The sequence below is a fragment of the Sulfuriflexus mobilis genome (genome assembly GCF_003967195.1).
Lineage (GTDB): Bacteria > Pseudomonadota > Gammaproteobacteria > AKS1 > AKS1 > Sulfuriflexus > Sulfuriflexus mobilis.
This window is the reverse complement of the sequence record NZ_AP018725.1, coordinates 939,942-964,101: the sequence shown is the minus strand read 5'-3', so window position 1 is coordinate 964,101 and position 24,160 is coordinate 939,942. Positions and strand designations below refer to the sequence as shown.

General features: G+C 52.7%; 23 protein-coding genes. 9 read left to right on the top strand and 14 right to left on the bottom strand.

Annotation, left to right across the window (positions count from 1 at the left end):
- Positions 1-6: 6 nt before the first annotated feature.
- From EL386_RS04945 to EL386_RS04935, 3 genes are all read right to left on the bottom strand, one after another.
- A complete protein-coding gene (locus tag EL386_RS04945) occupies positions 7-927 on the bottom strand; it encodes a crotonase/enoyl-CoA hydratase family protein (protein WP_172597623.1) in 921 nt (306 codons plus the stop codon).
- A 195-nt stretch (positions 928-1,122) separates the two neighbouring features.
- Positions 1,123-1,281 carry a cbb3-type cytochrome oxidase assembly protein CcoS gene (gene ccoS / locus EL386_RS04940; protein ID WP_126454004.1) on the bottom strand — a complete coding sequence of 53 codons (159 nt, stop codon included), beginning with the start codon at positions 1,279-1,281 and terminating at the stop codon, positions 1,123-1,125.
- A 1-nt stretch (position 1,282) separates the two neighbouring features.
- Complete coding sequence (locus EL386_RS04935) at positions 1,283-3,736, bottom strand: heavy metal translocating P-type ATPase (protein ID WP_232020249.1); 2,454 nt, start codon at positions 3,734-3,736, stop codon at positions 1,283-1,285.
- 330 nt (positions 3,737-4,066) lie between these two features.
- On the opposite strand from EL386_RS04935, the gene EL386_RS04930 reads away from it, so the two are divergent.
- The 9 genes from EL386_RS04930 (at position 4,067) to EL386_RS04890 (ending at position 10,937) form a co-directional block, all read left to right on the top strand.
- A complete protein-coding gene (locus EL386_RS04930) occupies positions 4,067-4,699 on the top strand; it encodes a Yip1 family protein (RefSeq protein WP_126454001.1) in 633 nt (210 codons plus the stop codon).
- A 38-nt stretch (positions 4,700-4,737) separates the two neighbouring features.
- Positions 4,738-6,165, top strand: a complete 1,428-nt coding sequence (gene ccoN, locus EL386_RS04925; RefSeq protein ID WP_126453999.1) for a cytochrome-c oxidase, cbb3-type subunit I — start codon at positions 4,738-4,740, stop codon at positions 6,163-6,165.
- A gap of 10 nt (positions 6,166-6,175) precedes the next feature.
- On the top strand, positions 6,176-6,793 hold the full coding sequence (gene ccoO, locus EL386_RS04920) for a cytochrome-c oxidase, cbb3-type subunit II (RefSeq protein WP_126453997.1): 618 nt from the start codon (positions 6,176-6,178) through the stop codon (positions 6,791-6,793).
- Positions 6,794-6,805: 12 nt separating this feature from the next.
- Positions 6,806-6,982: a cbb3-type cytochrome oxidase subunit 3 gene (locus tag EL386_RS04915; protein ID WP_172597622.1), complete on the top strand. Its 177-nt coding sequence runs from the start codon at positions 6,806-6,808 to the stop codon at positions 6,980-6,982.
- Positions 6,975-7,889, top strand: coding sequence for a cytochrome-c oxidase, cbb3-type subunit III (ccoP, locus tag EL386_RS04910; protein WP_126453993.1), 915 nt, complete (start codon positions 6,975-6,977; stop codon positions 7,887-7,889). The genes EL386_RS04915 and ccoP overlap by 8 nt, the downstream gene beginning before the upstream one ends.
- A gap of 48 nt (positions 7,890-7,937) precedes the next feature.
- Positions 7,938-8,189 (top strand): hypothetical protein, encoded by a 252-nt coding sequence (locus EL386_RS04905; RefSeq protein ID WP_126453991.1) that lies wholly within the window; start codon positions 7,938-7,940, stop codon positions 8,187-8,189.
- A gap of 88 nt (positions 8,190-8,277) precedes the next feature.
- Positions 8,278-9,672: a cytochrome c oxidase accessory protein CcoG gene (gene ccoG / locus EL386_RS04900; protein WP_126453989.1), complete on the top strand. Its 1,395-nt coding sequence runs from the start codon at positions 8,278-8,280 to the stop codon at positions 9,670-9,672.
- Between the two features lie 2 nt (positions 9,673-9,674).
- Entirely contained in the window at positions 9,675-10,166 is a 492-nt protein-coding gene (locus tag EL386_RS04895; RefSeq protein WP_126453987.1) for a FixH family protein, read from the top strand.
- 15 nt (positions 10,167-10,181) lie between these two features.
- Complete coding sequence (locus EL386_RS04890) at positions 10,182-10,937, top strand: sulfite exporter TauE/SafE family protein (protein WP_126453985.1); 756 nt, start codon at positions 10,182-10,184, stop codon at positions 10,935-10,937.
- Here the strand turns inward: EL386_RS04890 and EL386_RS04885 are convergent, their stop codons facing one another.
- The 11 genes from EL386_RS04885 to EL386_RS04835 all read right to left on the bottom strand — a co-directional run bounded on the left by EL386_RS04885 (position 10,938) and on the right by EL386_RS04835 (position 24,064).
- Positions 10,938-11,564: an EGFR-like transmembrane domain-containing protein gene (locus EL386_RS04885; RefSeq protein ID WP_126453983.1), complete on the bottom strand. Its 627-nt coding sequence runs from the start codon at positions 11,562-11,564 to the stop codon at positions 10,938-10,940.
- Positions 11,561-14,422, bottom strand: coding sequence for a VWA domain-containing protein (locus EL386_RS04880; RefSeq protein ID WP_172597621.1), 2,862 nt, complete (start codon positions 14,420-14,422; stop codon positions 11,561-11,563). The genes EL386_RS04885 and EL386_RS04880 overlap by 4 nt, the downstream gene beginning before the upstream one ends.
- Positions 14,423-14,566: 144 nt before the next feature.
- Positions 14,567-16,147: a peptide chain release factor 3 gene (locus EL386_RS04875; protein WP_172597620.1), complete on the bottom strand. Its 1,581-nt coding sequence runs from the start codon at positions 16,145-16,147 to the stop codon at positions 14,567-14,569.
- 60 nt (positions 16,148-16,207) lie between these two features.
- Complete coding sequence (rimI, locus tag EL386_RS04870; protein WP_232020248.1) at positions 16,208-16,687, bottom strand: ribosomal protein S18-alanine N-acetyltransferase; 480 nt, start codon at positions 16,685-16,687, stop codon at positions 16,208-16,210.
- The gene (locus EL386_RS04865; RefSeq protein ID WP_172597618.1) at positions 16,684-17,460 is read right to left on the bottom strand and encodes a uracil-DNA glycosylase; all 777 of its coding nucleotides are present in this window, start codon (positions 17,458-17,460) and stop codon (positions 16,684-16,686) included. The genes rimI and EL386_RS04865 overlap by 4 nt, the downstream gene beginning before the upstream one ends.
- On the bottom strand, positions 17,460-19,004 hold the full coding sequence (locus EL386_RS04860) for a 2-isopropylmalate synthase (RefSeq protein ID WP_126453977.1): 1,545 nt from the start codon (positions 19,002-19,004) through the stop codon (positions 17,460-17,462). The genes EL386_RS04865 and EL386_RS04860 overlap by 1 nt, the downstream gene beginning before the upstream one ends.
- 274 nt (positions 19,005-19,278) lie before the next feature.
- Entirely contained in the window at positions 19,279-20,067 is a 789-nt protein-coding gene (pssA, locus tag EL386_RS04855; protein WP_126453975.1) for a CDP-diacylglycerol--serine O-phosphatidyltransferase, read from the bottom strand.
- 36 nt (positions 20,068-20,103) lie between these two features.
- Positions 20,104-20,733 carry a phosphatidylserine decarboxylase gene (locus EL386_RS04850; protein ID WP_126453973.1) on the bottom strand — a complete coding sequence of 210 codons (630 nt, stop codon included), beginning with the start codon at positions 20,731-20,733 and terminating at the stop codon, positions 20,104-20,106.
- 69 nt (positions 20,734-20,802) lie between these two features.
- Positions 20,803-21,819: a ketol-acid reductoisomerase gene (gene ilvC / locus EL386_RS04845; protein WP_126453971.1), complete on the bottom strand. Its 1,017-nt coding sequence runs from the start codon at positions 21,817-21,819 to the stop codon at positions 20,803-20,805.
- Between the two features lie 35 nt (positions 21,820-21,854).
- Positions 21,855-22,352, bottom strand: coding sequence for an acetolactate synthase small subunit (gene ilvN / locus EL386_RS04840; protein ID WP_126453969.1), 498 nt, complete (start codon positions 22,350-22,352; stop codon positions 21,855-21,857).
- A complete protein-coding gene (locus EL386_RS04835) occupies positions 22,352-24,064 on the bottom strand; it encodes an acetolactate synthase 3 large subunit (RefSeq protein WP_126453967.1) in 1,713 nt (570 codons plus the stop codon). The genes ilvN and EL386_RS04835 overlap by 1 nt, the downstream gene beginning before the upstream one ends.
- Positions 24,065-24,160 lie beyond the last annotated feature (96 nt).

Sequence of the window (24,160 nt, the reverse complement as noted above, 5' to 3'; positions counted from 1 at the left end):
GGCAGACTAGCCAACGCCGACCACCGCTTGTCCATCAGTCATTTCACTGTCTGACGCGATTTTCTTTTCCTGCGCGCGAATCAGACGCTGCATGGTACGCAGGTTGATGGCCTCGAGTTGCATAGCCGCATCAACCCATATCTCGACAATATCGGCTAACTCCTGAAAGGTCACCGGATTGACACGATGCCTGACCCGGTAAACGGCCTCACGTGCATTGCGTGAGCGTTTCGCCTTCCTGATATATTGACGCACGGCTGCCTCCCCCTCGCCTTCATCAACAAGAATATCGACCAGTCCCATTTCATACATCTCTTCTGCACTATAGATGGTGCCAGTCAGGATCATTTTCTCAATTTTCGCCGGGTCGAGTCGTCTGGCAAGAAAACTGTATGCCCCCATGCCCGGGAACAGGTTAAACAGCACCTCGGGGAAGCCCATTTTTACATGGCGTTCCGCGACGATCACATCACAGGCCAGCGCAGTTTCAAAACCGGCACCAATGGCATCCCCTTCCAAAAGAGCAATGGTGGTCATGGGACGATTATAATTTACCGAGTGATGATAAAGGACCTCGATACTCTTGATGGCATAGGTACGTAGGGCCTCCCTGTCACCGGCCTCAATCAGCCTGGCAAACAACTCCAGGTCACCGCCCAGGCTGAATACCCCCGGTGTTTTTGAACCCAGCACCACATAATGCAAGTGTTCGTTGGCCGGGGTGAAAGCCGGGTCGCATTTATTTTCGATCATCTTCTGCACACTTACCATGTCATCAAGTAAAGCGTCTGAGAAACACGGCCGGGGCTTTGGGGTCATATAGCACCAGAGGGCTTGCGTATCCTCTTCAAGATGATATTCCATATGCTGATACGATGTGTTGGTGGTTGGATAAATATGATCAACGGTAGTGAGCTTGGCAGTCATGATGAAAGCCCTCCTTAGCTTCGATTGAACTGAAATATACATTGTGTAAGTACCCTAGGGTAATGCTTAGCCCATTTGGATACCTGACTTCATTATGGTCTTATAAAAATAAATCACAAGTAAAAAACTTACACAAAACCTTTGCCATGCGATGGAATTTTTTTATATGTATCTCGCCTATTCTAATAATATTAACTACTTGTCGTTTTTGGGTTTGTCATCGTCCATGATGATTCGGTGTGCGGGTCCTTCAAGATCATCAAACTGACCTGAGCGCACCGCCCAAAAAAACACTGCAACGATCGCTGCCACGAGCAACATTGCGACGGGGATCAATAAATATAAAACTTCCATTCTAGTTCCTTTGGTTTCGCAGCAGGCGCAAGGCATTACCCACAACAATGAGTGAGCTGGCCGACATCCCCAGTGCCGCCATCCACGGTGCAATGTAGCCGGCCGCGGCAGCAGGTAAAGCCAGTAGATTATATGCGATCGCCCAAAATAAATTCTGTCGAATCACCCATAACATGCGCTGCGCCATGCGCAGCCCTTCAGGCAGGCCTGTGAGACGATCCGACAATAACAACATGTCCGCACTGGCTGCAGCCAGCTGGGTACCCCCCCCCATGGCAATCGAGACCTGTGCGGCCGCCAGCACGGGGGCATCATTAATGCCGTCCCCGACCATCGCGACGACGGCCCCTTGTTTCTGCAAACGACTTACCTGCTCCAGTTTGTCTTCCGGCAACAGGTCACCATAGACCTCGTCAATACCAATTTTTCCGGCGACATGTTGTGCCACGGCGAGGTGATCACCACTTAATAACACCACCTGTTTTCCTGCCGCCTTCAGGTCGGCCACGGCCTCAGCGGCATCATTACGCAATTCATCACCGAAGGCGAACAGGGCCAAAACCGATTTTCGGCTCCCCAGCGCAATCACTGTATTACCACTGACCCTTAACCGCTGTAATGCCTCGGCATTACACTTCTGAGCGGTTTCTGTCTCTATAAACAGAGGCGTTCCCAACCAATATGTCTGGCCATCGATATCGCCCGTCAAACCGGCGCCCGGGGTATTCTGTATATCGCTTGCCTGTCGTTTGCCATCACCGGCCGCTCGACGTATGGCACGGGCAATCGGGTGTTCCGAACCGGTTTCCAGGGCGGCGGCAATCGCCAAATACCCCTGCTCATCATGCCCATCAGCCACAACACTATCGATGAGGTTTAGCCGGCCATACGTCAGGGTGCCGGTTTTATCAAAAACGATGTGCGTGGCACGCGCCAGGGTTTCCAGGGCATGACCACGTGTGGCCAATAAGCCGCTACGGATCAACTTGCCGGTGGCCGCCGTCACCGCCGTCGGTGTAGCCAGGGATAAGGCGCAGGGACAGGTTACCACCAGCACTGACAGGGTGATCGGTAACCAATGCGCCGGGTCGGCCTGCCACCAGTAGACGGCCACGCTGCCCGCAAGCATCAATACCACGAGTACAAACCAGGCCGCGGTGCGATCAGCCAGTTGGGTAATACGTGGCTTTTCGGTCTGCGCCCGATCCAGCAGGCGTAGAATACCGGACAAGACCGTATCCTGGCCGACCTGCTCGATGCGGATCAGCAAGGGGCTTTCAATATTAATCGCCCCACCAATAACATGTTCTTCTCTGCCACGTTTCACCGGCAGGCTCTCACCGGTCAGCAGGGACTCATCGATGCTCGACTGCCCATCAATAATCAGCCCGTCGGCAGGCACGGTTTCACCGGGTCGCACCCGCACCCGATCACCAACTTCAAGTTCAGCCACGGCCACCAGGCACTCCTCATTATCGTCCCCGAGCCGGGTCGCCATCGCCGGTACGCTGTGTACCAATGACTCCGAGGCCTCGGCGGCGCGCTTACGCGCGACCAGTTCGAAGTAACGCCCGGTGAGCAGGAAGAAGACGAACATGCATACCGAATCGTAATAGACCTCGCCATGACCGGTGAAGGTCGCATAGACGCTACCGGCAAAGGCCAGCGACATGCCTAGCGAAACCGGCACATCCATACCGGCCTGTAGACGTTGCAGGTCGCGCCAGGCGGTGCGGAAAAACGGCTGCGCGGAGTACAGGATCACCGGCAGGGTCAGGCCCAGACTGAGCCAGTGGAAAAACTGCCGGAAATGTTCCTCGATACCGGAAAAGGCCCCCAGGTACAGGGCCACGGCGATCATCATAACCTGCATGCCGAGCACACCAGCCAGGCCGAGTCGGCGAATATGCAGGCGTCGTTCCTGTTCCAGGAGTAGTTGCTGGCGGTTCGGGTCGTAGGGGTGAGCCAGGTAGCCGATCCGGCTAACCGCCTCGAGTATCTCGCTAAGCCGGATCCGGCCGTTGTCCCATTTCACGCGTGCCCGATGGGTAGTGTAGTTGATGGCCACTTCCAGGACCCCGGGCAAGGCAGCCAGGTGCCGCTCGTTGAGCCAGATGCAGGCGGCACAGGTAATGCCTTCAAGGATCAGGTCCGCCTCGCGTTCGTCTGTCCCCGTGGCTGTGTCGCGACGGACAAAGCTACCCTGCACCGTCTCGTTATCGTAGATCGCGACCTGTTGCAGGAAGTCCGGCACCAGTTCGCGACCCGTTGGCGCATTTTCGGTGCGAAACTTGTAATAATCACCCATGCCACCCTCGATAATCGCCTTGGCCACGGCCTCGCAACCCTTACAGCACATAGGCCGGACCTTGCCATCGATCAGCAGCGTGAACTCAGCCCCTTTGGGAACCGGTAAACCACAGTGAAAACATTGTGTTGCGTTGAATTCTGACACGGTTTGAGGACCCATTTCCTTACTATATTCGCTATTTAATTCCAGGCACTAAGACCTATACAATGGCACCGATACTGTGCAGAGTAGCAAAATCTGTTGTGGTGTCGGCCGTTTATCACTTTGATCCAGATCAAGGCGGGTCGATGGATGCATCATTAGACTCGCATCATACCAAGCAATGGATTATAATTTAATATATTATAATTTACTTAATTACTAGGTTAATCCAAGGGTTACAGGGTTAATCCATGGTTTACAAATAGTATTTTGTCCGGCAACCAGACTGCAGACTGGTTGTTTTTTAAATCAAAAATAAGGTGAGGGCCGCAAATGTTTTTATCACACGTGTGGGGGTTATTCGCACACCCTGCCCAGGAATGGGAAGATATTCGTAAAGAGCGTTGTTCCGTGGGTAAGTGCTACTGTTCACATGTTCTTTTCCTTGCCGCGATCCCGGCCATTTCCGGCTTTATCGGCACCACCCAGATCGGTTGGCAGATTGGTACCAGCGAAGTCAAAATGCTGACCGTCGAAAGCGCCCTGATGATCGCAATTGCCACCTACGTCACCATGCTCGTGGCGGTCTTTTCTATCGGCTGGATGATCCACTGGATGGGCAAGACCTACGGCACCGAACAGGAATTGCCACAGGGCATAGCCCTCGCCGCCTTCTCTGCCACACCGATGTTTCTCATAGGCCTGATGGCACTCTATCCGGTTCTGTGGCTGAACATGATTGTCGGCATGCCGGCACTCGCCTACAGCATTTACCTGCTGTATACCGGTCTGCCAACCATGATGAAGGTCACCAAGGAACAGGGCTTCCTGTTCGCCAGTGCTGTCCTCGGTGTTGGCCTCGTGGTGCTGGTCGCCGTGATGGCCACAACCGTGATTTTATGGGGTTACGGGATCGGTCCAGTGTTCACCAGTAGCCTTGGCGCATTTCCAAGCCCCTTTGGCTAAACCCTTTTTCTTTTCGTTAACTTTAGACAGGTAGGCATATGACTGCTACACAAGATATGTACAACTATAAGGTTGTACGACAGTTCGCTATTATGACTGTCATCTGGGGCATTGTTGGCATGAGCGTAGGGGTGCTGATTGCGGCACAACTGGCCTGGCCGGCGCTGAACTTTGATCTCCCTTATCTCACCTTCAGCCGCTTAAGACCGCTGCATACCAATGCCGTGATCTTCGCCTTTGGTGGTTCGGCCCTGTTCGCCACATCATACTATGCAGTGCAGCGCACATGTCACACTCGTTTGTTCAGTGACAAGCTCGCGGCGTTCACCTTCTGGGGCTGGCAAGCAGTGATTTTGTCAGCCGCCATTTCCCTGCCACTGGGTTTCACCCAGTCGAAGGAATACGCTGAACTCGAATGGCCTATTGATATCCTCATCGCCGTGGTCTGGGTCTCCTACGCCATCGTCTTCTTCGGTACGGTTCTGAAACGTAAGGTTAAACACATTTACGTTGCCAACTGGTTCTTTGGTGGCTTTATTCTGACCGTCGCCGTCCTGCACATCTTCAACAGTGCCGCACTGCCTGTTAGCGGGCTGAAGTCCTACTCTGCCTATGCCGGTGTACAGGATGCGATGATTCAGTGGTGGTACGGTCATAATGCCGTGGGCTTCTTCCTCACCGCAGGTTTCCTTGGCATCATGTACTACTTCGTGCCAATGCAGGCTGGCCGCCCGGTATACTCCTACCGTCTGTCCGTTATCCATTTCTGGGCACTTATCTTCACCTACATCTGGGCCGGACCGCATCACCTGCACTACACGGCCCTGCCAGACTGGACACAGTCACTGGGTATGGTCTTCTCGCTAGTTCTGCTGGCTCCGAGTTGGGGTGGTATGATCAACGGCATCATGACCCTCTCCGGTGCCTGGGAAAAGTTACGTACTGACCCTATCCTGCGCTTCCTGATCGTATCCATCTCCTTCTACGGTATGTCCACCTTCGAAGGTCCGATGATGGCGATCAAGACCGTTAACGCACTGTCCCACTACACCGACTGGACGATTGGTCACGTGCACTCCGGTGCCCTTGGTTGGGTAGCCATGATCTCCATCGGTGCTATGTACTACCTGATCCCACGTATGTTTGGTCGTGACATCCACAGCATCAAACTGATTGAATGGCACTTCTGGCTGGCAACCGTTGGTATTGCCTTCTACATTGTTGCCATGTGGGTATCGGGTGTGATGCAGGGTCTGATGTGGCGTGCGGTAAATGCCGACGGCACCCTGACCTACAGCTTCATCGAAAGTGTTGAAGCCATGCACCCGTTCTATATTGTTCGCCTCGTCGGTGGTGCCCTGTTCCTGAGTGGCATGCTGATCATGGCATACAACGTCTACAAAACCGTGATGAGTGGCAAGGCCGTCAATGACGCCCCTGTTCTCGCTCCGGCTGCGGCCCACTGAGGAAATAATCATGTCAACAACTGGACACGAAAAAGTCGAATCGAACATCGGCCTGATGATCATCCTCGTTATCCTCGTCATTAGCGTGGGTGGCCTGGTACAGATCGTTCCGCTGTTCTTTATGAAACACACAACCGAAGCTGTTGAAGGTCTCAAGCCTTATAGCGCACTCGAGCTTAGCGGCCGCGATATTTATATTCGCGAGTCCTGTAACTCCTGCCACTCACAGATGATCCGTCCGTTCCGTGCAGAGACAGAACGTTATGGTCACTACTCTGTGGCAGGCGAGTTCGTCTATGACCGTCCGTTCCTGTGGGGATCAAAACGTACCGGTCCTGACCTGCACCGTGTAGGTGGTCGTTACAGTGATGAATGGCACCGAGTGCACCTGATTAACCCGCGCGATGTGGTGCCTGCCTCCATCATGCCAGGCTACCCATGGCTTACAGAAGCACCGGCAGATGCCGAAAGCATCAGCAAGAAAATGGAAACGCTGAACATCATGGGGCACGGCTATACGCCAGAAGAAATTGAGAATGCGCCAAAGCAGCTTGAAGGCAAGACCGAAATGGACGCCCTCATCGCTTACCTGCAGATCCTTGGAACTTCTATCAAGGCAGGGAGATAAGCCATGGAATATATGAATAGCATACAAGCTGTATGGACCCTGGTCGCCTTTGTCGTGTTTGTTGGGATTGTGATCTGGGCATTCAGTAGCAAGCGTAGCCAAGATTTCCATGAAGCCTCGATGTTGGCCTTTGAAGAAGACGACATGCACAAGCTTGAACAAGATTCTGGAGATAAACATCATGTTTGATTTCACGAGTGATTTCTGGCCATGGTTCATCACTGTGCCAGTCGTGGTCGGTCTTTTCAGCATGGTTGTGCTGATCATGTGGATGAGCAAAAAACCCAAAGATGGTTCTTCAATGGATGGAAAACCTTTGGACCACAAGTGGGACGAAACCCTGGTTGAACTGAACAATCCGATGCCTAGCTGGTGGGTAAATATGTTCATCATCACCCTGGTGTTTGCGGCTATTTACCTGGCTTTATACCCGGGCCTGGGTAGCTGGAAGGGTTTGCTGGGCTGGACACAGGCAGGTCAGTACGAGTCTGAACTGAAAAAGGCCGATGATACCTATGGCCCCATATACGCCGAATACCTGAAACAGGATGCTGATACACTGGGTAATAACGACGAGGCCCGCAAGACCGGCCACCGTCTGTTCAGTACCTACTGTGCCATCTGTCACGGTTCAGATGCCCGTGGTTCACGTGGCTTCCCGAACCTAGCCGACACAGACTGGCTGTATGGCGGTAGCCCTGAAGCGATAAAGGCCAGTATTACCCACGGTCGTAACGGCGCCATGCCGGCCTGGGAACAGATTCTTGGTAAGGAAGGTGTGTTCAACGTGACTGAATATGTCCTCAGCCTGAGTGGCCGCAAGGTCAATCAAACGGCCGCCCGTCTGGGACAGGACAAATTCAAGCAGCTTTGCGTCAGTTGTCACGCGGTTGATGGGACAGGTAACCAGGCACTGGGGGCACCAAACCTGGCTGATAAGGTCTGGTTATATGGCGGTTCACAGCGTGCGGTGATCGAGTCTATCAGCGCTGGCCGTGGTGGTCGCATGCCGAAACATGAGGGCTTCCTCGATGAGGCGAAAATCCACCTGCTGACCGCTTATGTTTACAACCTGTCGACTGGCGACAAAGAGTAAACGGCAGTATGATATAGGCAGATAATAGACAGTATCGAGGCGAGTAGGATGGAACAAGAAATCCCCAAATGTCAGAAAACCATCTCTGTTCTTTGGCCGGCCTTTCTCATGGCCGGACTCGCCACGGTACTGTTCTTCGCTGCCTTTGACCCTGTCACACTGTTGCAGGAAACACGCTTCGCCGATATGCCTCGACTGGGTGTCTACACCATCGGGTTCTTTCTTTTCTGGTTACTGACTACCTCGTCTTGCGCGCTAACCTGCTTCTTCCGCAAGCCCTGTAACCCGAACCCCAAGTAACGTACACCCGTTTTTCTTCACGTGTTGGCCTGCTTTGCAAATGCCTTGTGCATTGGCAAAACGGATATTTATTTACTGAGTCAGAGATATGAGCACTGAAAAGAACACCGATACTTCAAGCTCTCTTTATGCCAAGCAAGAGAAGATCTACCCGCGTGAAGTCCATGGCATCTTTGCCTTCTGGCGTAGTATGGGGGTATTTATCCTGCTCGGTATCTATTACCTGACCCCATGGCTGCAATGGCAGGGTCACCAGGCCGTGCTACTGGATCTGCCGAATCGAAAATTTCACATCTTCAGCCTGACCTTCTGGCCGCAGGACTTTTTCTACTTCGCGTTGTTATTGATTGTTGCCGCCCTCGCCCTGTTTTTCTTTACCGCCGTCGCCGGTCGACTCTGGTGCGGCTACGCCTGCCCGCAGACCGTCTGGACCGAGATTTTCCTGTGGTTTGAGCGCAAGATAGAAGGCGACCGCACCAAGCAGATGAAACTCGACAAGGCCCCCTGGACCGCTCGCAAGTTCATAATTAAGGGCAGTAAACATACCGTCTGGATCATCTTTGCCGCCTTTACCGGCTTTACCTTTGTCGGTTACTTCACTCCGATCATGGAACTGGCCGGACGTATTGCCGATTTATCACTCGGTGGCTGGGAATGGTTCTGGGTGATCTTCTACAGCGTTGCCACCTGGGGCAATGCCGGTTTCCTGCGCGAGCAGGTTTGTATCTATATGTGTCCTTATGCGCGCTTCCAAAGCGCCATGTTCGACAAGGACACCCTGATCATCTCCTATGACGAGAAACGTGGTGAACCTCGCGGTTCGCGCAAGCGTGGCGAGAATCTGGCCGAAAAGGGTCTTGGATCCTGTATCGATTGCGGCCTGTGTGTGCAGGTCTGCCCAACGGGCATTGATATCCGTGATGGACTGCAATACCAGTGTATCGCCTGCTCGGCCTGTATTGATGTCTGTGACAGCATTATGGACAAGATGGACTACCCGCGTAAGCTGATTCGTTATACCACGCAACATGCCGATGAAGGTAAACCTTCACATCTCCTGCGACCGCGCGTCATTATCTATGCTCTCATCCTGCTTGGGTTTACGGCCGCGATATTTTATGCCATCGCTACACGTGTACCGCTGGGTCTGGATATCCTGCGTGACCGTAACCGCCTCTATGATGAGACCCAGGAAGGCTTGATTGAAAATGTCTATACACTAAAGATTATCAACATGGACGAAAACACCCATGATTACACGCTGTCTGTCTCTGGCATTGAAGGCATAAAGGTCATCATGAATCGTCCGCAAATAAGGGTTGCCTCCGGTGAGGTTGCCGATATCTCACTGCGCCTGCAGGCAGACCCTTATGACCTGAAGTCGCGCAGTACCGGCATTAACTTCAAATTACAGGCCAAGGATAATGCCGACATTCAGATAGAATCTGAAAGTCGCTTCCTCGCGCCAACCGGAATCAAATAAATATGGATAGCATAAAACGCCCCTGGTACCGTACGCCCTATGTATGGATGCTGATTGGTATCCCCTTTTCCGCTGTGGTCATGGGAGGCTTCCTGCTCTACTTTGCCATCGTATCCTATGATGGTCTGGTCATAGATGATTACTATAAACAAGGCAAAGAGATAAACCTGGTTATAGAGCGCGACCTGGCGGCGACAAAACTGGGACTTTATGGCAGCCTGCACCTTGAGCAGACTAAGGCTACCGTTCTGCTAACATTAAAGTCACACAAACAGGCCAGCCTGCCGGATAAACTGGATCTGGCCATGCTGCACGCCACCCGTGCCGGTTTTGACCGTAGGATGACCCTGCAACGCACACCGCAGGGTGACTACTTTGCCATCCTGCCCGAACTAGAACCCGGGCGCTGGCATACGCAGGTAAGTACGCCAGAATGGCGTTTAACCGGTAGCCTGAAACTACCGGACAATAACCAGGTTGTCTTCGGTCAATAAGCCTCGCAATTCCCCATGACTAATGAGATTAGCCTGATAGCGGCCTTCATAACCGGCCTACTCGGATCACTGCACTGTGTCGGTATGTGCGGCGGTATCGTCGGTGCCCTAAGTATGGGACTGCCAGAAAAGACCCGCCGCACACTTTGGCGACTGCTCCCCTATCAGCTACTCTATAATAGTGGTCGTATTCTGAGCTATGTCATTGCAGGAGCATTGCTGGCTTGGCTCGGCGCAGAAACCACCAGCCTGCTTGGCCAACCCGTCAACGCCATTGGCAAATGGCTCAGTGGCTTGTTTATGGTCGCACTCGGTTTCTATATTGCTGGCTGGTGGCAAGTGCTTACCATACTGGAACGCGCCGGCAATCATGTCTGGAAGTACCTGCAACCACTAGGCCGGCGTTTCCTGCCGGTGACAAATCCCTTTCAGGCCTTTGGCCTGGGCCTCGTCTGGGGCTGGCTGCCCTGCGGTATGGTTTATGCGATGCTCGCCTTTGCCCTCAGTTCACAGGACAGCGTTCAGGGGGCATCCATTATGCTGGCATTTGGCCTTGGCACCTTGCCCATGTTATTTCTAATGGGTAGCGCCGCTTCACATCTGAGTAATTTTGTCCGTAAACCACTGGTTCGACAACTTGCAGGGACACTGATCTTATTATTCGGTTTATATAGCCTGTTCGCACCCGGGGCACATGAGCATCACGATCATGGCAGCATGGATATGGATATGACAGGAAAAAATTCGCATGCGGAACATAAGTGCGGGTAATTAGTCCGTGTCCTGAGAATCAGTTTTTTTCTTCATTTCATCAAATTCCCCTGAAAGACGCTCCATGGTTTCATTTTTCTCATCACGCCCCGCATAGAGTAATGAATACTCTTTAAGCATTTCCTCCATGCTTTGCATCGCTTCGGCAAGTTCTTTTCGCATGGATTCGTTTTCCTGCTTCAGCTCACTGTATTCTTTTTGCATCTGCGTAATCACCTCGGTTTTTCCTAATGATTCAGATGCATTAGCCAGGCTATCATTCATAATCGACATCCAGTTCTCATTCAGAGATGCGACATCCTTACGTATATCCTTGAGGCAGTCTCGATCATTTCCGAGGTACATATTCAACACCCGTTTATGCAGACGAGACTCTGAATTTGATATCTTGTTAAGTGCTTCATCAGCATCCTCGCCAACGAGGTAAAAATTTCCCTCAAGTCGCTCCTTGAAATTATCAATACGCTCAGAGCGATCTTTTTTGTAACTACTGATAAATTCAGCAACATGCTGCTTATTTGCCCTGCGTCGACGCAAGACAAAGAAGCCAAGTACAAGAAGGATCAGTATAGCCATGGCGCCAAACTCGGCCCCGACTATCAACATAGACAAAACAGACTCACTCATTTTTTCTCATCCCCGGAGTCACCACCTGATTCATTATTTACATTATTGTCATCCTTAATCGTAGCAGTATCCTCTGATTCAGCCAGGGCCTCCGCCCAGGCGTCGGCAACGGCCTCATCGCCACTGGCCACCTCAGCTGGCTCAGCAACGTCCTCGGCAGGCGTGGTATCACCCGCTTCGTCCAGGGCCTCGGCCCAGGCGTCGGCAACGGCCTCATCGCTACTGGCCACCTCAGCCGGCCCGGCAACGTCCTCATCGCTACTGACCACCTCAGCCGGCCCGGCAACGTCCTCGGCAGGTGTCGTGTCACCCGCTTCGTCCAGGGCCTCGGCCCAGGCATCGGCAACGGCCTCATCGCTATTGGCCACCTCAGCCGGCTCAGCAACGTCCTCGGCAGGCGTGCTATCACCTGCTTCGTCCAGGGCCTCGGCCCAGGCATCGGCAACGGCCTCATCGCTGCTGTCAATACCATTCTCCGTAACCTCATCTTCTGCAGTCTCCGTCAAGGTCGGGATCACCTCGTCAGTGTCCTGTGCCATTTCAGCATCTACAGTGGTTTCTTCATCACCGAGTTCCACGTCAACACTTGATGACTCGGTGCGTCGCTGTTCGGAAAAGTCCTGTTCTTCATCGACAGCAGTTGTATTTTCCACTGCTGCATCCTGACCGGCAGCACTATCTATGATCTCTTCAACATCTTCATCAAAACTGATATCTTCGACCGCCTCTGCTTTTGCCGGCTGCGAAGTTTCAATTTCTTCTTCGTTAAGTGCATCATCGACCTGGCTATCTCGACGTATCCAACGTCGATATGCAAAATAGGCCCCAACACCAATCAAGGCATTGATCATTACCAGTATTGAAATAATCAATATCCAGTTTGTTTTTTTATCTTTTTTGTCTTCGTGTTTTTCTTCAGCCGTTACGGCAATATCTTCGACGGCAGCTTCGGCCTCCGCCGTTTTTTCATCATGGCCACTTTCCTGTTCTGATAGAGGCGCTGACATATTATCCATATGTTCTGTTTTAGTTATTCCAGGCAAGGTCAGGCTATGTACCTTTTTATAGGGTTTGCCTGTGAGGATATGCGCACTGGCTTTTATCACGACGGATTTTTCTGCATATAGCGGATTGACTTCAATACGCCAAAGATTGGCGTTAACATGCCGAAAGCTATTGGTTTCACCAACATCCCCACTATCAAGCACGGGCAGTGCCAGGCTCAGGTCCAGGGTGCCTACCTGGAAAACACCCGGGGTTTCCAATACCTGGATCACAAAACTACCTTCATACTCTTCCGCCCAAACCATGATTGGGTCCACAAAAGGGGCTTCGGCTTTTGGCAACTCAGCATGCATTTCAGTCGTAAATTCACGACCACCGACAAGACTGGCATTAGCCTGGATATTTATCTTGCGCCCGGCAAATTCGTGACCTACTTTTGCTTGCCATGAATGTGCGCCAGCCTTGGGCACAGGGTAAACCTGTTCATCGTCACTAAACTTTAATGCCAAGCGCAATGTACCTGCCTGTATAATCTCCGGGTTCTCTGTTAACGTAATCAGGAACTTGTCATCTTTCTCGGTAATATCAAGTTTCAAGGGACTTTCATGTATACGCACTGTATGCCGGCTTTCACGCTTGAATGTCGGGCCATTTGCCCTGACAATCAGCTCCATAGCACCCTTTGTATCCAAGCCAATTATCTCGGTTGAATACGTACCCGGCTTGTCCGATGGTTCTATTTTTTTGCTGACTGATTGCTCACCCTGCCGTGTTTCCGCACTCATCTCAACGAGGTTCAGGATCTCCTTGTTGGATAGCGGGCCATCATTTTCGATTAGCTCAGCTGAAATATTCAGGGCTTCTTCGCGCAAAATATTATTCGGCATATCACTGACACGCAGCTTGAGATTTGTCACTACCTGTACGCGATTATCCGGGTCTGCGGTGGAATCAATCGCCCAGCTACCGGTCTCGGGTTTATATACTGTTATCAGGTCAAAACCCTTGTCATGATGCCATGAGACATTTTTGGGTATCTGTCCATACTGAAAACTGGAGTTGTCCGGTCGAATAACCCGAGTTGGTTTATCCCCTTGCTTACTGAATACCAACAGGGTCATGTCATTGATACTGTCATCGACCTCAAAATGGTTACCAATAAGAGGTACATTATCTGTCGATGTGGACTTCTCAAATAATCGCAGGAAGACCTTCTGCAACTTTTCTGCTGACTCCACCGGCTCATACCAGGCATCGGTTTCAGTAGCGAGTTTCTTTAACAATTCATGATCGGCATTCTTTGACAAAGCGATGGTGTGTAACTTTACACCCGCCGCCTTTAACTTCGGTAACAGGTCTTTGAGGATTGTATTACGGGAGGCCTGGTTCTTACCCTTGTCTTTCGAGATATCCACTTGTCCATCGGTCAAGAGAATCAGATGTCGATTCCAGCTTGGGTCAGGTTTGCGCCAATCCCAGGTACTCTTATCAATGGTTGACTCGATATTGGTATAAAGGCCCCGCGAATGTACCTTGTCGGCCTCCTCTCGCGCGGTCTTCTTCCAGGCCTCGTCGGCAAATCCTGGTTTGACCTGCATGTTCACGTATTGACCAAAGGTCCAGATGCCGACGCGGGCCTGTTCTGGTACCAGACCGATTAACAGACGCAAGGCCGTGCGTCGCAGATTTTCAGGGTCATTTTGTTTCATACTGCCGGAAACATCGACCAGTACGCGCAGATCCGTCTTCGCCTGTTTTTGCCCTGCCGCCAACGCGGCAGGTATCACCAACAGGCCCAGTAAAACCAGGCCCAGAAAACATCGAGTAATCTTATTATTATTGAAAATGTGCATGCATATACCTATACACCTATCTACATACATAGGCTATCGGTAAGCTACTGAATAACTTTAGGAAAGTCGAGCGCACGGATAGCGCACTGACGTCGCCGCCCTCAAGGCAATTGTTTTATATTACAACAACTTATTGATATGTTATCAATGTTCCCGGGTGGCGTGGAATTTTATTTCTGGCCAACGCTCCATGGTCAGCTCAAGATTGACCCGGCTCGGTGCCAGGTAGGTCAGCTCCTCGGCCCCGTCGAGTGACAGGTTGTCAAAGGCCTTTTTGCGGAAGTCTTCGAGCATCTTCGGGTCATCACACTCTACCCAACGTGCTGTGGCGACCTGAATCGGCTCGTAACTGCATTCGACATTGTATTCATCCTTCAGTCGATAGGCGACCACATCAAACTGCAGCACACCGACTGCACCAAGTATCTGGTCATTGCTGTTCATGGGCCGAAAGACCTGGGTTGCACCTTCTTCTGAGAGCTGAATCAAACCCTTTTGTAGGGCCTTCATTTTCAATGGGTCACGCAGGACCACACGTCTGAACATTTCAGGAGCAAAATGCGGGATACCCGTAAACTTCAGATCTTCACCCTGGGTAAAGGTATCCCCAATCTTGATCGTGCCATGGTTATGCAGACCAATAATGTCTCCGGGAAAGGCCTCAACAACGTTTTCACGCTCACGGGCCATAAATGTAATCGCATTGGCGATCTGAACGTCTCGACCGATACGCACCTGACGCATCTTCATGCCGCTGCTGAACTTTCCCGAGGTCACGCGCATAAAGGCAATACGGTCGCGGTGAGCAGGATCCATATTTGCCTGAATCTTGAATACAAAGCCACTGAACTTTTCTTCTTCCGGTTTCACTATACGGGTATCTGCCTTGCGTGGCAGGGGTGGTGGCGCGTATTCGACAAAGGTATCCAGCAATTCCTTAATGCCAAAATTATTAATCGCCGAGCCAAATGAAACCGGACTCAGTTCACCCTTAAGATAGGCCTCAACATCAAACTCGTTACTCGCACCACGCACGAGCTCAATCTCTTCACGCAATTCATCCACCTTGTCACCGAGCACTTCATCAAGACGCGGATTATCCAGGCCCAGGATGATCTCGCCTTCCTGCAACTTTCCCTTATGGGTCGGACTGAAGAGGTGGACGCAATCATTATACAAATGGAAGACACCTTTGAAATTCTTACCCATGCCAATCGGCCAGGTGATCGGGGCACAACGGATCTTGAGAATATTCTCAACCTCATCGAGCAACTCGAGTGGATCACGACCTTCACGGTCCAGCTTGTTGATAAAGGTGATGATCGGCGTATCACGCAGACGACAGACATCCATCAGCTTGATGGTACGGGCCTCTACACCCTTGGCACAGTCGATCACCATGAGTGCCGAATCCACCGCAGTCAGCGTGCGGTAGGTATCTTCCGAGAAGTCCTCGTGGCCCGGCGTATCCAGCAGGTTGATGATCTTACCGGCATACGGGAACTGCATGACCGAGGAGGTCACCGAGATACCTCGCTGTTTTTCCAGTTCCATCCAGTCGGAAGTGGCATGGCGGTCGGCCTTGCGCCCTTTCACCGTACCGGCGAGCTGGATCGCACCCCCATAAAGCAGGAGCTTTTCGGTGAGTGTGGTCTTGCCGGCATCGGGGTGGGAGATGATGGCGAAGGTGCGGCGCAGGGCCGCTTGGTCTGCAATCTCGGACATGATTTTCGTTACTGTGAAACTGGGCGCAATTCTACCTGAAACGGCGGCGCGACTAAACGGCTATTCCTCATAATCTGATAAGGGGTAGGCCAGGATCAAGGCATCCTCATGGCCATTTTCCGCAGGGTAATAGGCCTTGCGCAGGCCGACCTGGGAAAAGCCCAGTTTTTCGTACAGCTCGATGGCGACGATGTTGGATGGACGCACCTCGAGCAGACAGGTCTCGGCACCATGACGTCTGGCGATATTGAGCATGTTTTTCATCAACTGGCTGGCGACACCCTGTCGTTGCCAGTCACGGTGAATGCAGATATTCAACAGGTGTGACTCACCGGCTCCGATTGACATGATGCAGTAACCGACCACCTGCTCTTCCTGTACCGCCAGCCAGCAGCAATAGCCCACTCGCAGGCAGTCACGCATGATGCCCTCTGTCCAGGGAAAGGGGTAGATAGCATTTTCTATCGCTATCACCGCATCGATATCGGTCTCTCGCATGGGGCGTAGACGTATCGGCACAGCTTGCAGGATGGCACTCAAGATCTCCCCCCCTGCTCTGCAAACCGTCGCAGGGCAAACTGCAGGTCCTGCCATGACTTGCGCTTCTCGGTCGGCGAACGCAGCAGGTAGGCCGGGTGATAGGTCACCACCACCGGGATACCGGTATCGGCATATTCAAAACGCTGACCGCGCATGGCCTTCATGGTCTCGTCACGTTCAAGCAGGCTTTGTGCCGCGATACGACCGACGGCCAGGATCACCTTCGGCCGGAGCAATTCAATCTGGCGATGCAGATAGGGCTGGCAACACCGTATCTCATCCTGGCTTGGGTCACGGTTTTGTGGTGGGCGACACTTGAGGATATTGGTGATATAGACCTGTTCACGTCTCAGCTTCATGGCTTGCAACATGGCAGTGAGTAACTCACCGGCGCGACCAACAAAGGGTTCGCCCTGCTTATCCTCATCGGCACCGGGTGCCTCGCCAATAATCATCCAGTCGGCGTTGCGATCCCCCATACCAAATACGGTATGGGTTCGCGTTGCATGCAGGTCACAAATCCTGCATTCGCTAACGCGGCTTTCAAGACCGGACCAGTCGAGTCCGTCGACATTATGTGACTGACGACTTTGTGTTGGGCTGAGTTCCATAACCGGGATGGGCGTGACTGCCTCGGCGCTCGATTCAGCAACCGCTGGCAGGACTTTAACCGGAACATCATGCTTCTCTTCGGCAACATCAGACTGATGCAGGTGCGGCTCACGCCGCACCCACTGTTCAATCCCCATCGCCTGAAGATACGGGTCACGCATTACACATCGGCACCTTGTGGATGGGCACGTTCAACCGGATGAACAATCTTGTTCAGTGCATTGATATAGGCCTTGGCCGAGGCAATCACGATATCGGTATCGGCACCCTGGCCATTCACAATACTGCCACCTTTTTCCAGACGCACTGTCACCTCACCCTGCGCATCAGTACCCGAGGTGATATTGTTCACCGAGTACAATTGCAGTTCGGTTTCACTATGTACGATCTCTTCTATAGCCTTGAAAGTGGCATCCACCGGTCCGCCACCCTGGGCGTGGGCAGACTTTTCCTCGCCGTCCACCCACAGGGTGATACTTGCATCCGGCGTCTCGCCGGTTTCGCTACACACTTTCAATGACAACAGCTTAAAACGTTCATTCTCGGCCTCAATACCCACCTCTGTCACCAGTGACTGCAAGTCTTCATCAAAGATATCATGCTTTTTATCTGCCAAATCTTTGAAACGTGAAAAGACAGCATTCACTTCATCCTCACTGGCAAAGCTAATCCCCAACTCCTGCATACGGGTACGGAAGGCATTTCGCCCGGAGTGTTTGCCCAGCACCATGCGGTTGGTCGCCCAACCCACATCCTCGGCGCGCATGATCTCGTAGGTCTCACGATTTTTCAGTACGCCATCCTGATGAATACCGGATTCATGGGCAAAGGCGTTCGCACCGACAATCGCCTTGTTCGGCTGCACGGCAAAACCGGTGATACTGGAGACCAGACGTGAACAGGTCATGATCTGCGTCGTGTCCAGCGTAGTATCGCAGTCAAAGATATCCTGACGCGTACGCACCGCCATGACCACCTCTTCCAACGAGGCATTACCGGCACGCTCGCCGAGACCGTTAATCGTACACTCGATCTGGCGTGCACCATTCAATACCGCGGACAAGGAGTTCGAGACGGCCAGACCCAGGTCGTTATGACAGTGCACCGAAAACACCGCCTTGTCGGAATTCGGGATCTTTTCCCGCAGGTTGTAGATCAACTCACCGAACTGGTGCGGCAGATTGTAGCCAACCGTATCCGGGATGTTCAGCGTCGTCGCACCGGCGTCGATCACCGCCTCCAGTACACGGCACAGGAAGTCCAGTTCAGAACGCCCGGCATCTTCCGGTGAAAATTCGACATTATCGGTATGCTGGCGGGCGCGTTTGACGGCGCGCACGGCCTGTTCCAATACCTGCTCCGGTGCCATACGCAGTTTTTCCTGCATATGGATCGGCGAGGTGGCGATAAAGGTATGGATACGTGCCGAATTGGCGCCCTTCAGGGCCTCGCCGGCCCGGTCAATATCCTTATCCAGCGCACGCGCCAGGCCGCAAATCATACTGTCCTGCACTGTGTCGGCGACGGCTTTGACCGCCTCGAAATCACCCTGTGAGGCAATCGGAAAACCGGCCTCGATCACGTCCACGCGCATGCGCTCCAGCGCCCTGGCAATACGCACCTTCTCGTCTTTGGTCATCGAGGCACCGGGGCTCTGCTCCCCGTCGCGCAAGGTCGTATCGAAAATAATTAACTTGTCACTCATGTCTGACTCCAGGCAATACTGCCGGCATTTTACCACTCACAGGCCCCAATGGGCACGCTCAGGCGGCAGGTATTCTATTGATTCTTGGATAATTTTTGCGTTTTACTGACCCTCGCCAGGGTATGGGGTTTGTATAGTCTGCCTTACGGCAGGAGCAGGGAGAGTGCCAGACACAGAGCAGCCTGACCCGGACGGGCCTTCTGGACAGCTGACTTGTGTATTAAGGTATTCATGAAACTAACTATAGCCCCGACAGTGGCATTTGCCAAGTGCTTCAGGCCTCGGGATTGCTCCTGGAAGTCTGCTGCTCCTGCTTTCGTTCGGCACGGCGACGTTGCAGCTGCCATAAGGTCAGAATCAGACCTGAAACGGCATAGAGCAGGAACCCGGCAAACAGGACGATAGGCGGGTGCAGGTAAATCACCGCAAACGCAAGCACCAGTGCAACCATGACGATAAACGGCACCTTGCCATGCAGGTCGAACTGTTTGAAGCTGTGGTAACGGATATTACTGACCATGAGCACACCGGCAAAGAAGGTCAACAGGAAGGCAATAACGCGCTTGTCTGCGCCCTCCCAACCCAGGTCGGCCCCCAGCCAGACCAGGCCGGCTATCAGGGCCGCCGCCGCCGGACTGGCCAGGCCCTGGAAGTAACGCTTGTCGGCGATACCCAACTGGGTGTTAAAACGGGCCAGCCGCAGGGCTGCACCGGCAGTATAGACAAATGACGCAAACCAGCCGATGTTGCCCATACTGGTCAGGGCCCACTGGTGAACCACCAGCGCCGGGGCCACACCAAAGGAGACCATATCGGCCATGCTGTCGTACTCAGCACCAAAGTCACTCTCCGTGTGGGTCATGCGCGCGACCCGGCCATCAAAGCCATCCATCAGCATGGCGACGAAGATCGCCATGGCGGCATTCTCAAAATGCCCGCCAATGGCGGCAATAATTGCGTAAAAACCTGCAAACAGGCCTGCCGTAGTAAACAGGTTTGGCAACAAGTAGATACCACGACGACGCCTTTTCGGACTGGTTTCGTTTTGCTGGGTTTCGCTCATGGTTGTTATATTGGCTGCTTCACGTGGCTTTCGCAACTAGCTTCGATGGATAAAATGCGCGATCACGCTCTCACCGGCGCGCACGGGCTGCCCGGGTTTTACCTCAATACGACTCTCAGCGGGCACATAGATTTCGAGACGGGCACCAAAACTCATAAAGCCGCAACGCTGCCCCTGCCCGACACGTTCGCCTGATTGTACATAACAGCGCGGGTGACGGGGTAAAACGCTTGTGTAGATGGCCATTAACAGGTCATCATTTTCATCGGTCTGGATCCATTGCGCAAAACGCGGTGCATCCGATACGGCAAAGCGTCTGCCTACCAGCCACTGGTTCATAACCTTGCCCTCAATCGGGCTGCGAATGGAATACATATCCATCAATCCCATCGACAAGACGATCTTGATGGCATCACGATCCAGGAAACCGTCACGTACCGCTTCCACCTCGATGACCTCGCCATCCACCGGGCTAACAATGGCTAAGGGTTCTGCAGGGATAGTTCGAACCGGATCTCGGAACAGAAAAATCAGGATAAAAGGCACGGGCCAGATAGGCAGGCTTGCGGTAAGACCCAGGTAAAACCAGACCAGACCTGCAAGGACCAGGCTAAGCAGAATATACGGGCGTCCTTCCTGGGCGATAAAGGTATGTTTTTTTTGCACAGTGGTTTATGACATCCGACTAGAAAAAACGATGCGGTCATATGACCGCATCGCTTGATTATTTTGAACTTAGTTTTTGCTCTTGTCGACCAGGGCGTTTTCTGTAATCCAGGGCATCATGCTACGCAACTTGGCACCGGTCTGCTCGATCGGGTGGGCCGCATTGTTACGACGACGCGCAGTCATTTCAGGGTAATTGGACTGACCTTCAAGGATGAAGCGCTTGGCGTACTCACCGTTCTGGATATTTTCCAGGGCTTCACGCATGGCCCAACGACTCTCTTCGTTAATGACCTTGTGACCTGTCACATATTCACCATACTCGGCATTGTTCGAGATCGAGTAGTTCATGTTGGCAATACCACCTTCGTACATGAGATCGACGATCAACTTCAGCTCATGCAGGCACTCGAAGTAAGCCATCTCCGGGGCATAACCGGCTTCGGTCAGGGTCTCAAAACCGGCCTTGACCAGTTCCACGGCACCGCCACACAGCACGGCCTGCTCACCAAACAGGTCTGTTTCAGTTTCATCTTTGAAGGTCGTTTCGATAATACCGGTACGACCACCACCAATGGCAGAGGCATAAGACAGTGCAGTGTCCTTGGCCTTGCCAGAGGCGTCCTGGTATATCGCGATCAAATCAGGGATACCGCCGCCACGAGTGAATTCGTTGCGTACGGTATGACCAGGGGCCTTCGGTGCGATCATGATAACGTCAAGATCGGCACGTGGAACCACCTGGTTGTAGTGAATACTGAAACCGTGGGCGAAGGCCAGTGTCGCACCCTGCTTGATGTTTGGCTGGATCTCGTCACGGTATAGCGTTGACTGGAACTCATCCGGTGTCAGGATCATGACCAGGTCGGCAGCCGCCACGGCAGCAGCCACTTCCTTCACGGCAAGACCAGCGGCCTCGGCCTTGGCAGCAGAGGAAGAGCCCTTGCGCAGACCCACGACCACGTTAACACCGGAGTCTTTCAGATTGTTGGCGTGAGCATGGCCCTGTGAACCATAACCAATAATGGCAACATTCATGCCCTTGATGATGCTCAGGTCAGCATCTTTGTCGTAATAAATATTCATGGCATCCTCAATCAATAATATTCAAAATAAATCTGTTAAATATGCAGGCTCTTGGCACCACGGGCGATACCGGATACTCCAGAGCGTACTGTTTCAAGAATCGTAGTCGTCGCGGAAACTGCCTGGATAAAGGCATCCAGCTTTTCGCCCGGCCCGGTCAGTTCCAATGTGTAACTACTGTCTGTGACATCAATAATGTGGCCACGAAAGATATCAATCAGACGCTTGATCTCTTCACGGGAATCATTGCCTTCGGCGCGCACCTTGATGAGCATCATTTCACGCTCGATGTGCGGACCATCCGCCAAATCAATCAATTTCACCACATCAATCAACTTGTTCAGTTGTTTAACGATTTGTTCAATAATCTGATCCGAACCACGGGTAACCAGTGTCATCCGTGATAATGATGGATCTTCTGTCGGTGCAACGGTCAATGACTCGATATTATAACCGCGCGCAGAAAACAGGCCCGCCACACGAGACAGGGCACCGGCTTCATTCTCAAGCAAAATAGAAACAATATGTCGCATCAGGCTAAATCTCTCTCAGGTGAAAGGTGCATCTCGTGGTGCCCCTTACCGGCGGCAATCATCGGATAAACATTCTCAGCCTGATCGGTAACAATATCCATAAAGACCAGGCGGTCCTTCATAGCGAAGGCTTCCTGCATGGCCCCTTCCAGGTCAGCCGGCTTCTCAATGCGCATGCCGACATGGCCATAGGCCTCGGTCAACTTGACGAAGTCCGGGATCGTTTCCATGTAAGAGTGCGAATAACGTGACTCGTAGAAGAACTCCTGCCACTGGCGCACCATGCCCATATAGCGATTATTGAGGCTGATGATCTTGATCGGCGTGTTGTATTGCAATGCCGTACTCAGTTCCTGAATACACATCTGGATACTTGCATCACCGGTCACACAAGCAACGGTCGCATCCGGATGCGCCAACTGCACACCAATGGCGGCAGGCATGCCGAAGCCCATCGTGCCCAGACCACCGGAGTTGATCCAGCGACGCGGCTTATCGAACTTGTAAAACTGTGCCGCCCACATCTGGTGCTGGCCGACATCCGAGGTGATATAAGCATCACCATTGGTGATCTCATAGAGTTTTTCGATCGCAAACTGTGGCTTGATCAATGCACTGTGACGATCATAGCTCAGGCAATTCACAGCCCGCCATGCATCGATCTTCTTCCACCAGGCCTTAAGTGCCTTCTCGTCCTGCTTGATGCTACTGTCACGAATGATAGTGCTCATGTCTTTCAGCACGGTCGCCACATCACCGACGATCGGCACATCCACGACCACACTCTTTGAGATAGAGGCCGGGTCGATATCAATATGAATAATCGTCGCATCCGGGCAAAACTGTTCAATCTTGCCCACCACCCGGTCATCGAAGCGCGCGCCGACGGCGACGAGTACATCGCACTCGTGCATCGCCATGTTGGCCTCGTAGGTGCCGTGCATACCCAGCATGCCGACAAACTGTTTTTCGGTTGCCGGGTAGGCCCCCAGGCCCATCAGGGTATTCGTGATCGGTGCACCCAGTTGCTGGGTGAAATCGATCAGTTCCTTGGCGCCGTCACCGAGCACTACGCCACCGCCGGAATAAATCATCGGGCGCTTGGCCTTTAACAGCAGCTCAACCGCCTTTTTGACCTGTCCGGGGTGACCCTTCACGACCGGGTTATAGGAACGCATCTCGATCTGTTCCGGGAACATATAGTCGGTCTTCGCCATGGTGACATCTTTTGGAATATCCACCACCACCGGGCCGGGACGACCCGTGCTCGCCACGTAAAAGGCCTTTTTCAGGGTCTCGGCCAAGTCCTTAACATCCTTGACGAGGAAGTTGTGTTTTACGCACGGGCGAGTAATGCCTACCGCATCCACTTCCTGGAAGGCATCAGAGCCAATGGCATAAGTGGGCACCTGGCCGGTGATCACGACCATGGGGATTGAATCCATATAGGCCGTGGCAATACCGGTGACGGCATTGGTCGCGCCCGGGCCTGAGGTCACCAGCACCACGCCGGGCTTGCCTGTGGAACGTGCGTAACCGTCGGCCGCGTGCGTGGCACCCTGCTCATGGCGTACGAGGATGTGTTTCACATCGTGCTGCTTGAACAGCTCATCGTATATATAGAGTACCGCGCCACCTGGATAGCCAAAGACGTACTCTACGCCCTCGTCCTTCAGGAAATGGGTCAGGATTTCGGCACCGTTCAGTTGCACGTCTTGAATCTCCGATTAAATTCTTATATAACAGGCACATAGAGAAGTACTAACAGCCCGTCACCGACCAGATAGAGCCCTCCGGTCAGCAAAAAT

Coding starts and splice junctions, on each gene's coding strand:
- ccoO (WP_126453997.1), top strand. CDS start 6,176: ATGTCAACAACTGGACACGAAAAAGTCGAATCGAACATCGGCCTGATG.
- ccoG (WP_126453989.1), top strand. CDS start 8,278: ATGAGCACTGAAAAGAACACCGATACTTCAAGCTCTCTTTATGCCAAG.
- EL386_RS04885 (WP_126453983.1), bottom strand. CDS start 11,564: ATGAGTGAGTCTGTTTTGTCTATGTTGATAGTCGGGGCCGAGTTTGGC.
- EL386_RS04860 (WP_126453977.1), bottom strand. CDS start 19,004: ATGAGTGACAAGTTAATTATTTTCGATACGACCTTGCGCGACGGGGAG.
- EL386_RS04945 (WP_172597623.1), bottom strand. CDS start 927: ATGACTGCCAAGCTCACTACCGTTGATCATATTTATCCAACCACCAAC.
- EL386_RS04930 (WP_126454001.1), top strand. CDS start 4,067: ATGTTTTTATCACACGTGTGGGGGTTATTCGCACACCCTGCCCAGGAA.
- EL386_RS04890 (WP_126453985.1), top strand. CDS start 10,182: ATGACTAATGAGATTAGCCTGATAGCGGCCTTCATAACCGGCCTACTC.
- EL386_RS04875 (WP_172597620.1), bottom strand. CDS start 16,147: ATGTCCGAGATTGCAGACCAAGCGGCCCTGCGCCGCACCTTCGCCATC.
- ccoS (WP_126454004.1), bottom strand. CDS start 1,281: ATGGAAGTTTTATATTTATTGATCCCCGTCGCAATGTTGCTCGTGGCA.
- ilvC (WP_126453971.1), bottom strand. CDS start 21,819: ATGAATATTTATTACGACAAAGATGCTGACCTGAGCATCATCAAGGGC.
- EL386_RS04915 (WP_172597622.1), top strand. CDS start 6,806: ATGAATAGCATACAAGCTGTATGGACCCTGGTCGCCTTTGTCGTGTTT.
- pssA (WP_126453975.1), bottom strand. CDS start 20,067: ATGAGCGAAACCCAGCAAAACGAAACCAGTCCGAAAAGGCGTCGTCGT.
- EL386_RS04880 (WP_172597621.1), bottom strand. CDS start 14,422: ATGCACATTTTCAATAATAATAAGATTACTCGATGTTTTCTGGGCCTG.
- ccoN (WP_126453999.1), top strand. CDS start 4,738: ATGACTGCTACACAAGATATGTACAACTATAAGGTTGTACGACAGTTC.
- ccoP (WP_126453993.1), top strand. CDS start 6,975: ATGTTTGATTTCACGAGTGATTTCTGGCCATGGTTCATCACTGTGCCA.
- ilvN (WP_126453969.1), bottom strand. CDS start 22,352: ATGCGACATATTGTTTCTATTTTGCTTGAGAATGAAGCCGGTGCCCTG.
- EL386_RS04865 (WP_172597618.1), bottom strand. CDS start 17,460: ATGCGTGACCCGTATCTTCAGGCGATGGGGATTGAACAGTGGGTGCGG.
- EL386_RS04895 (WP_126453987.1), top strand. CDS start 9,675: ATGGATAGCATAAAACGCCCCTGGTACCGTACGCCCTATGTATGGATG.
- EL386_RS04905 (WP_126453991.1), top strand. CDS start 7,938: ATGGAACAAGAAATCCCCAAATGTCAGAAAACCATCTCTGTTCTTTGG.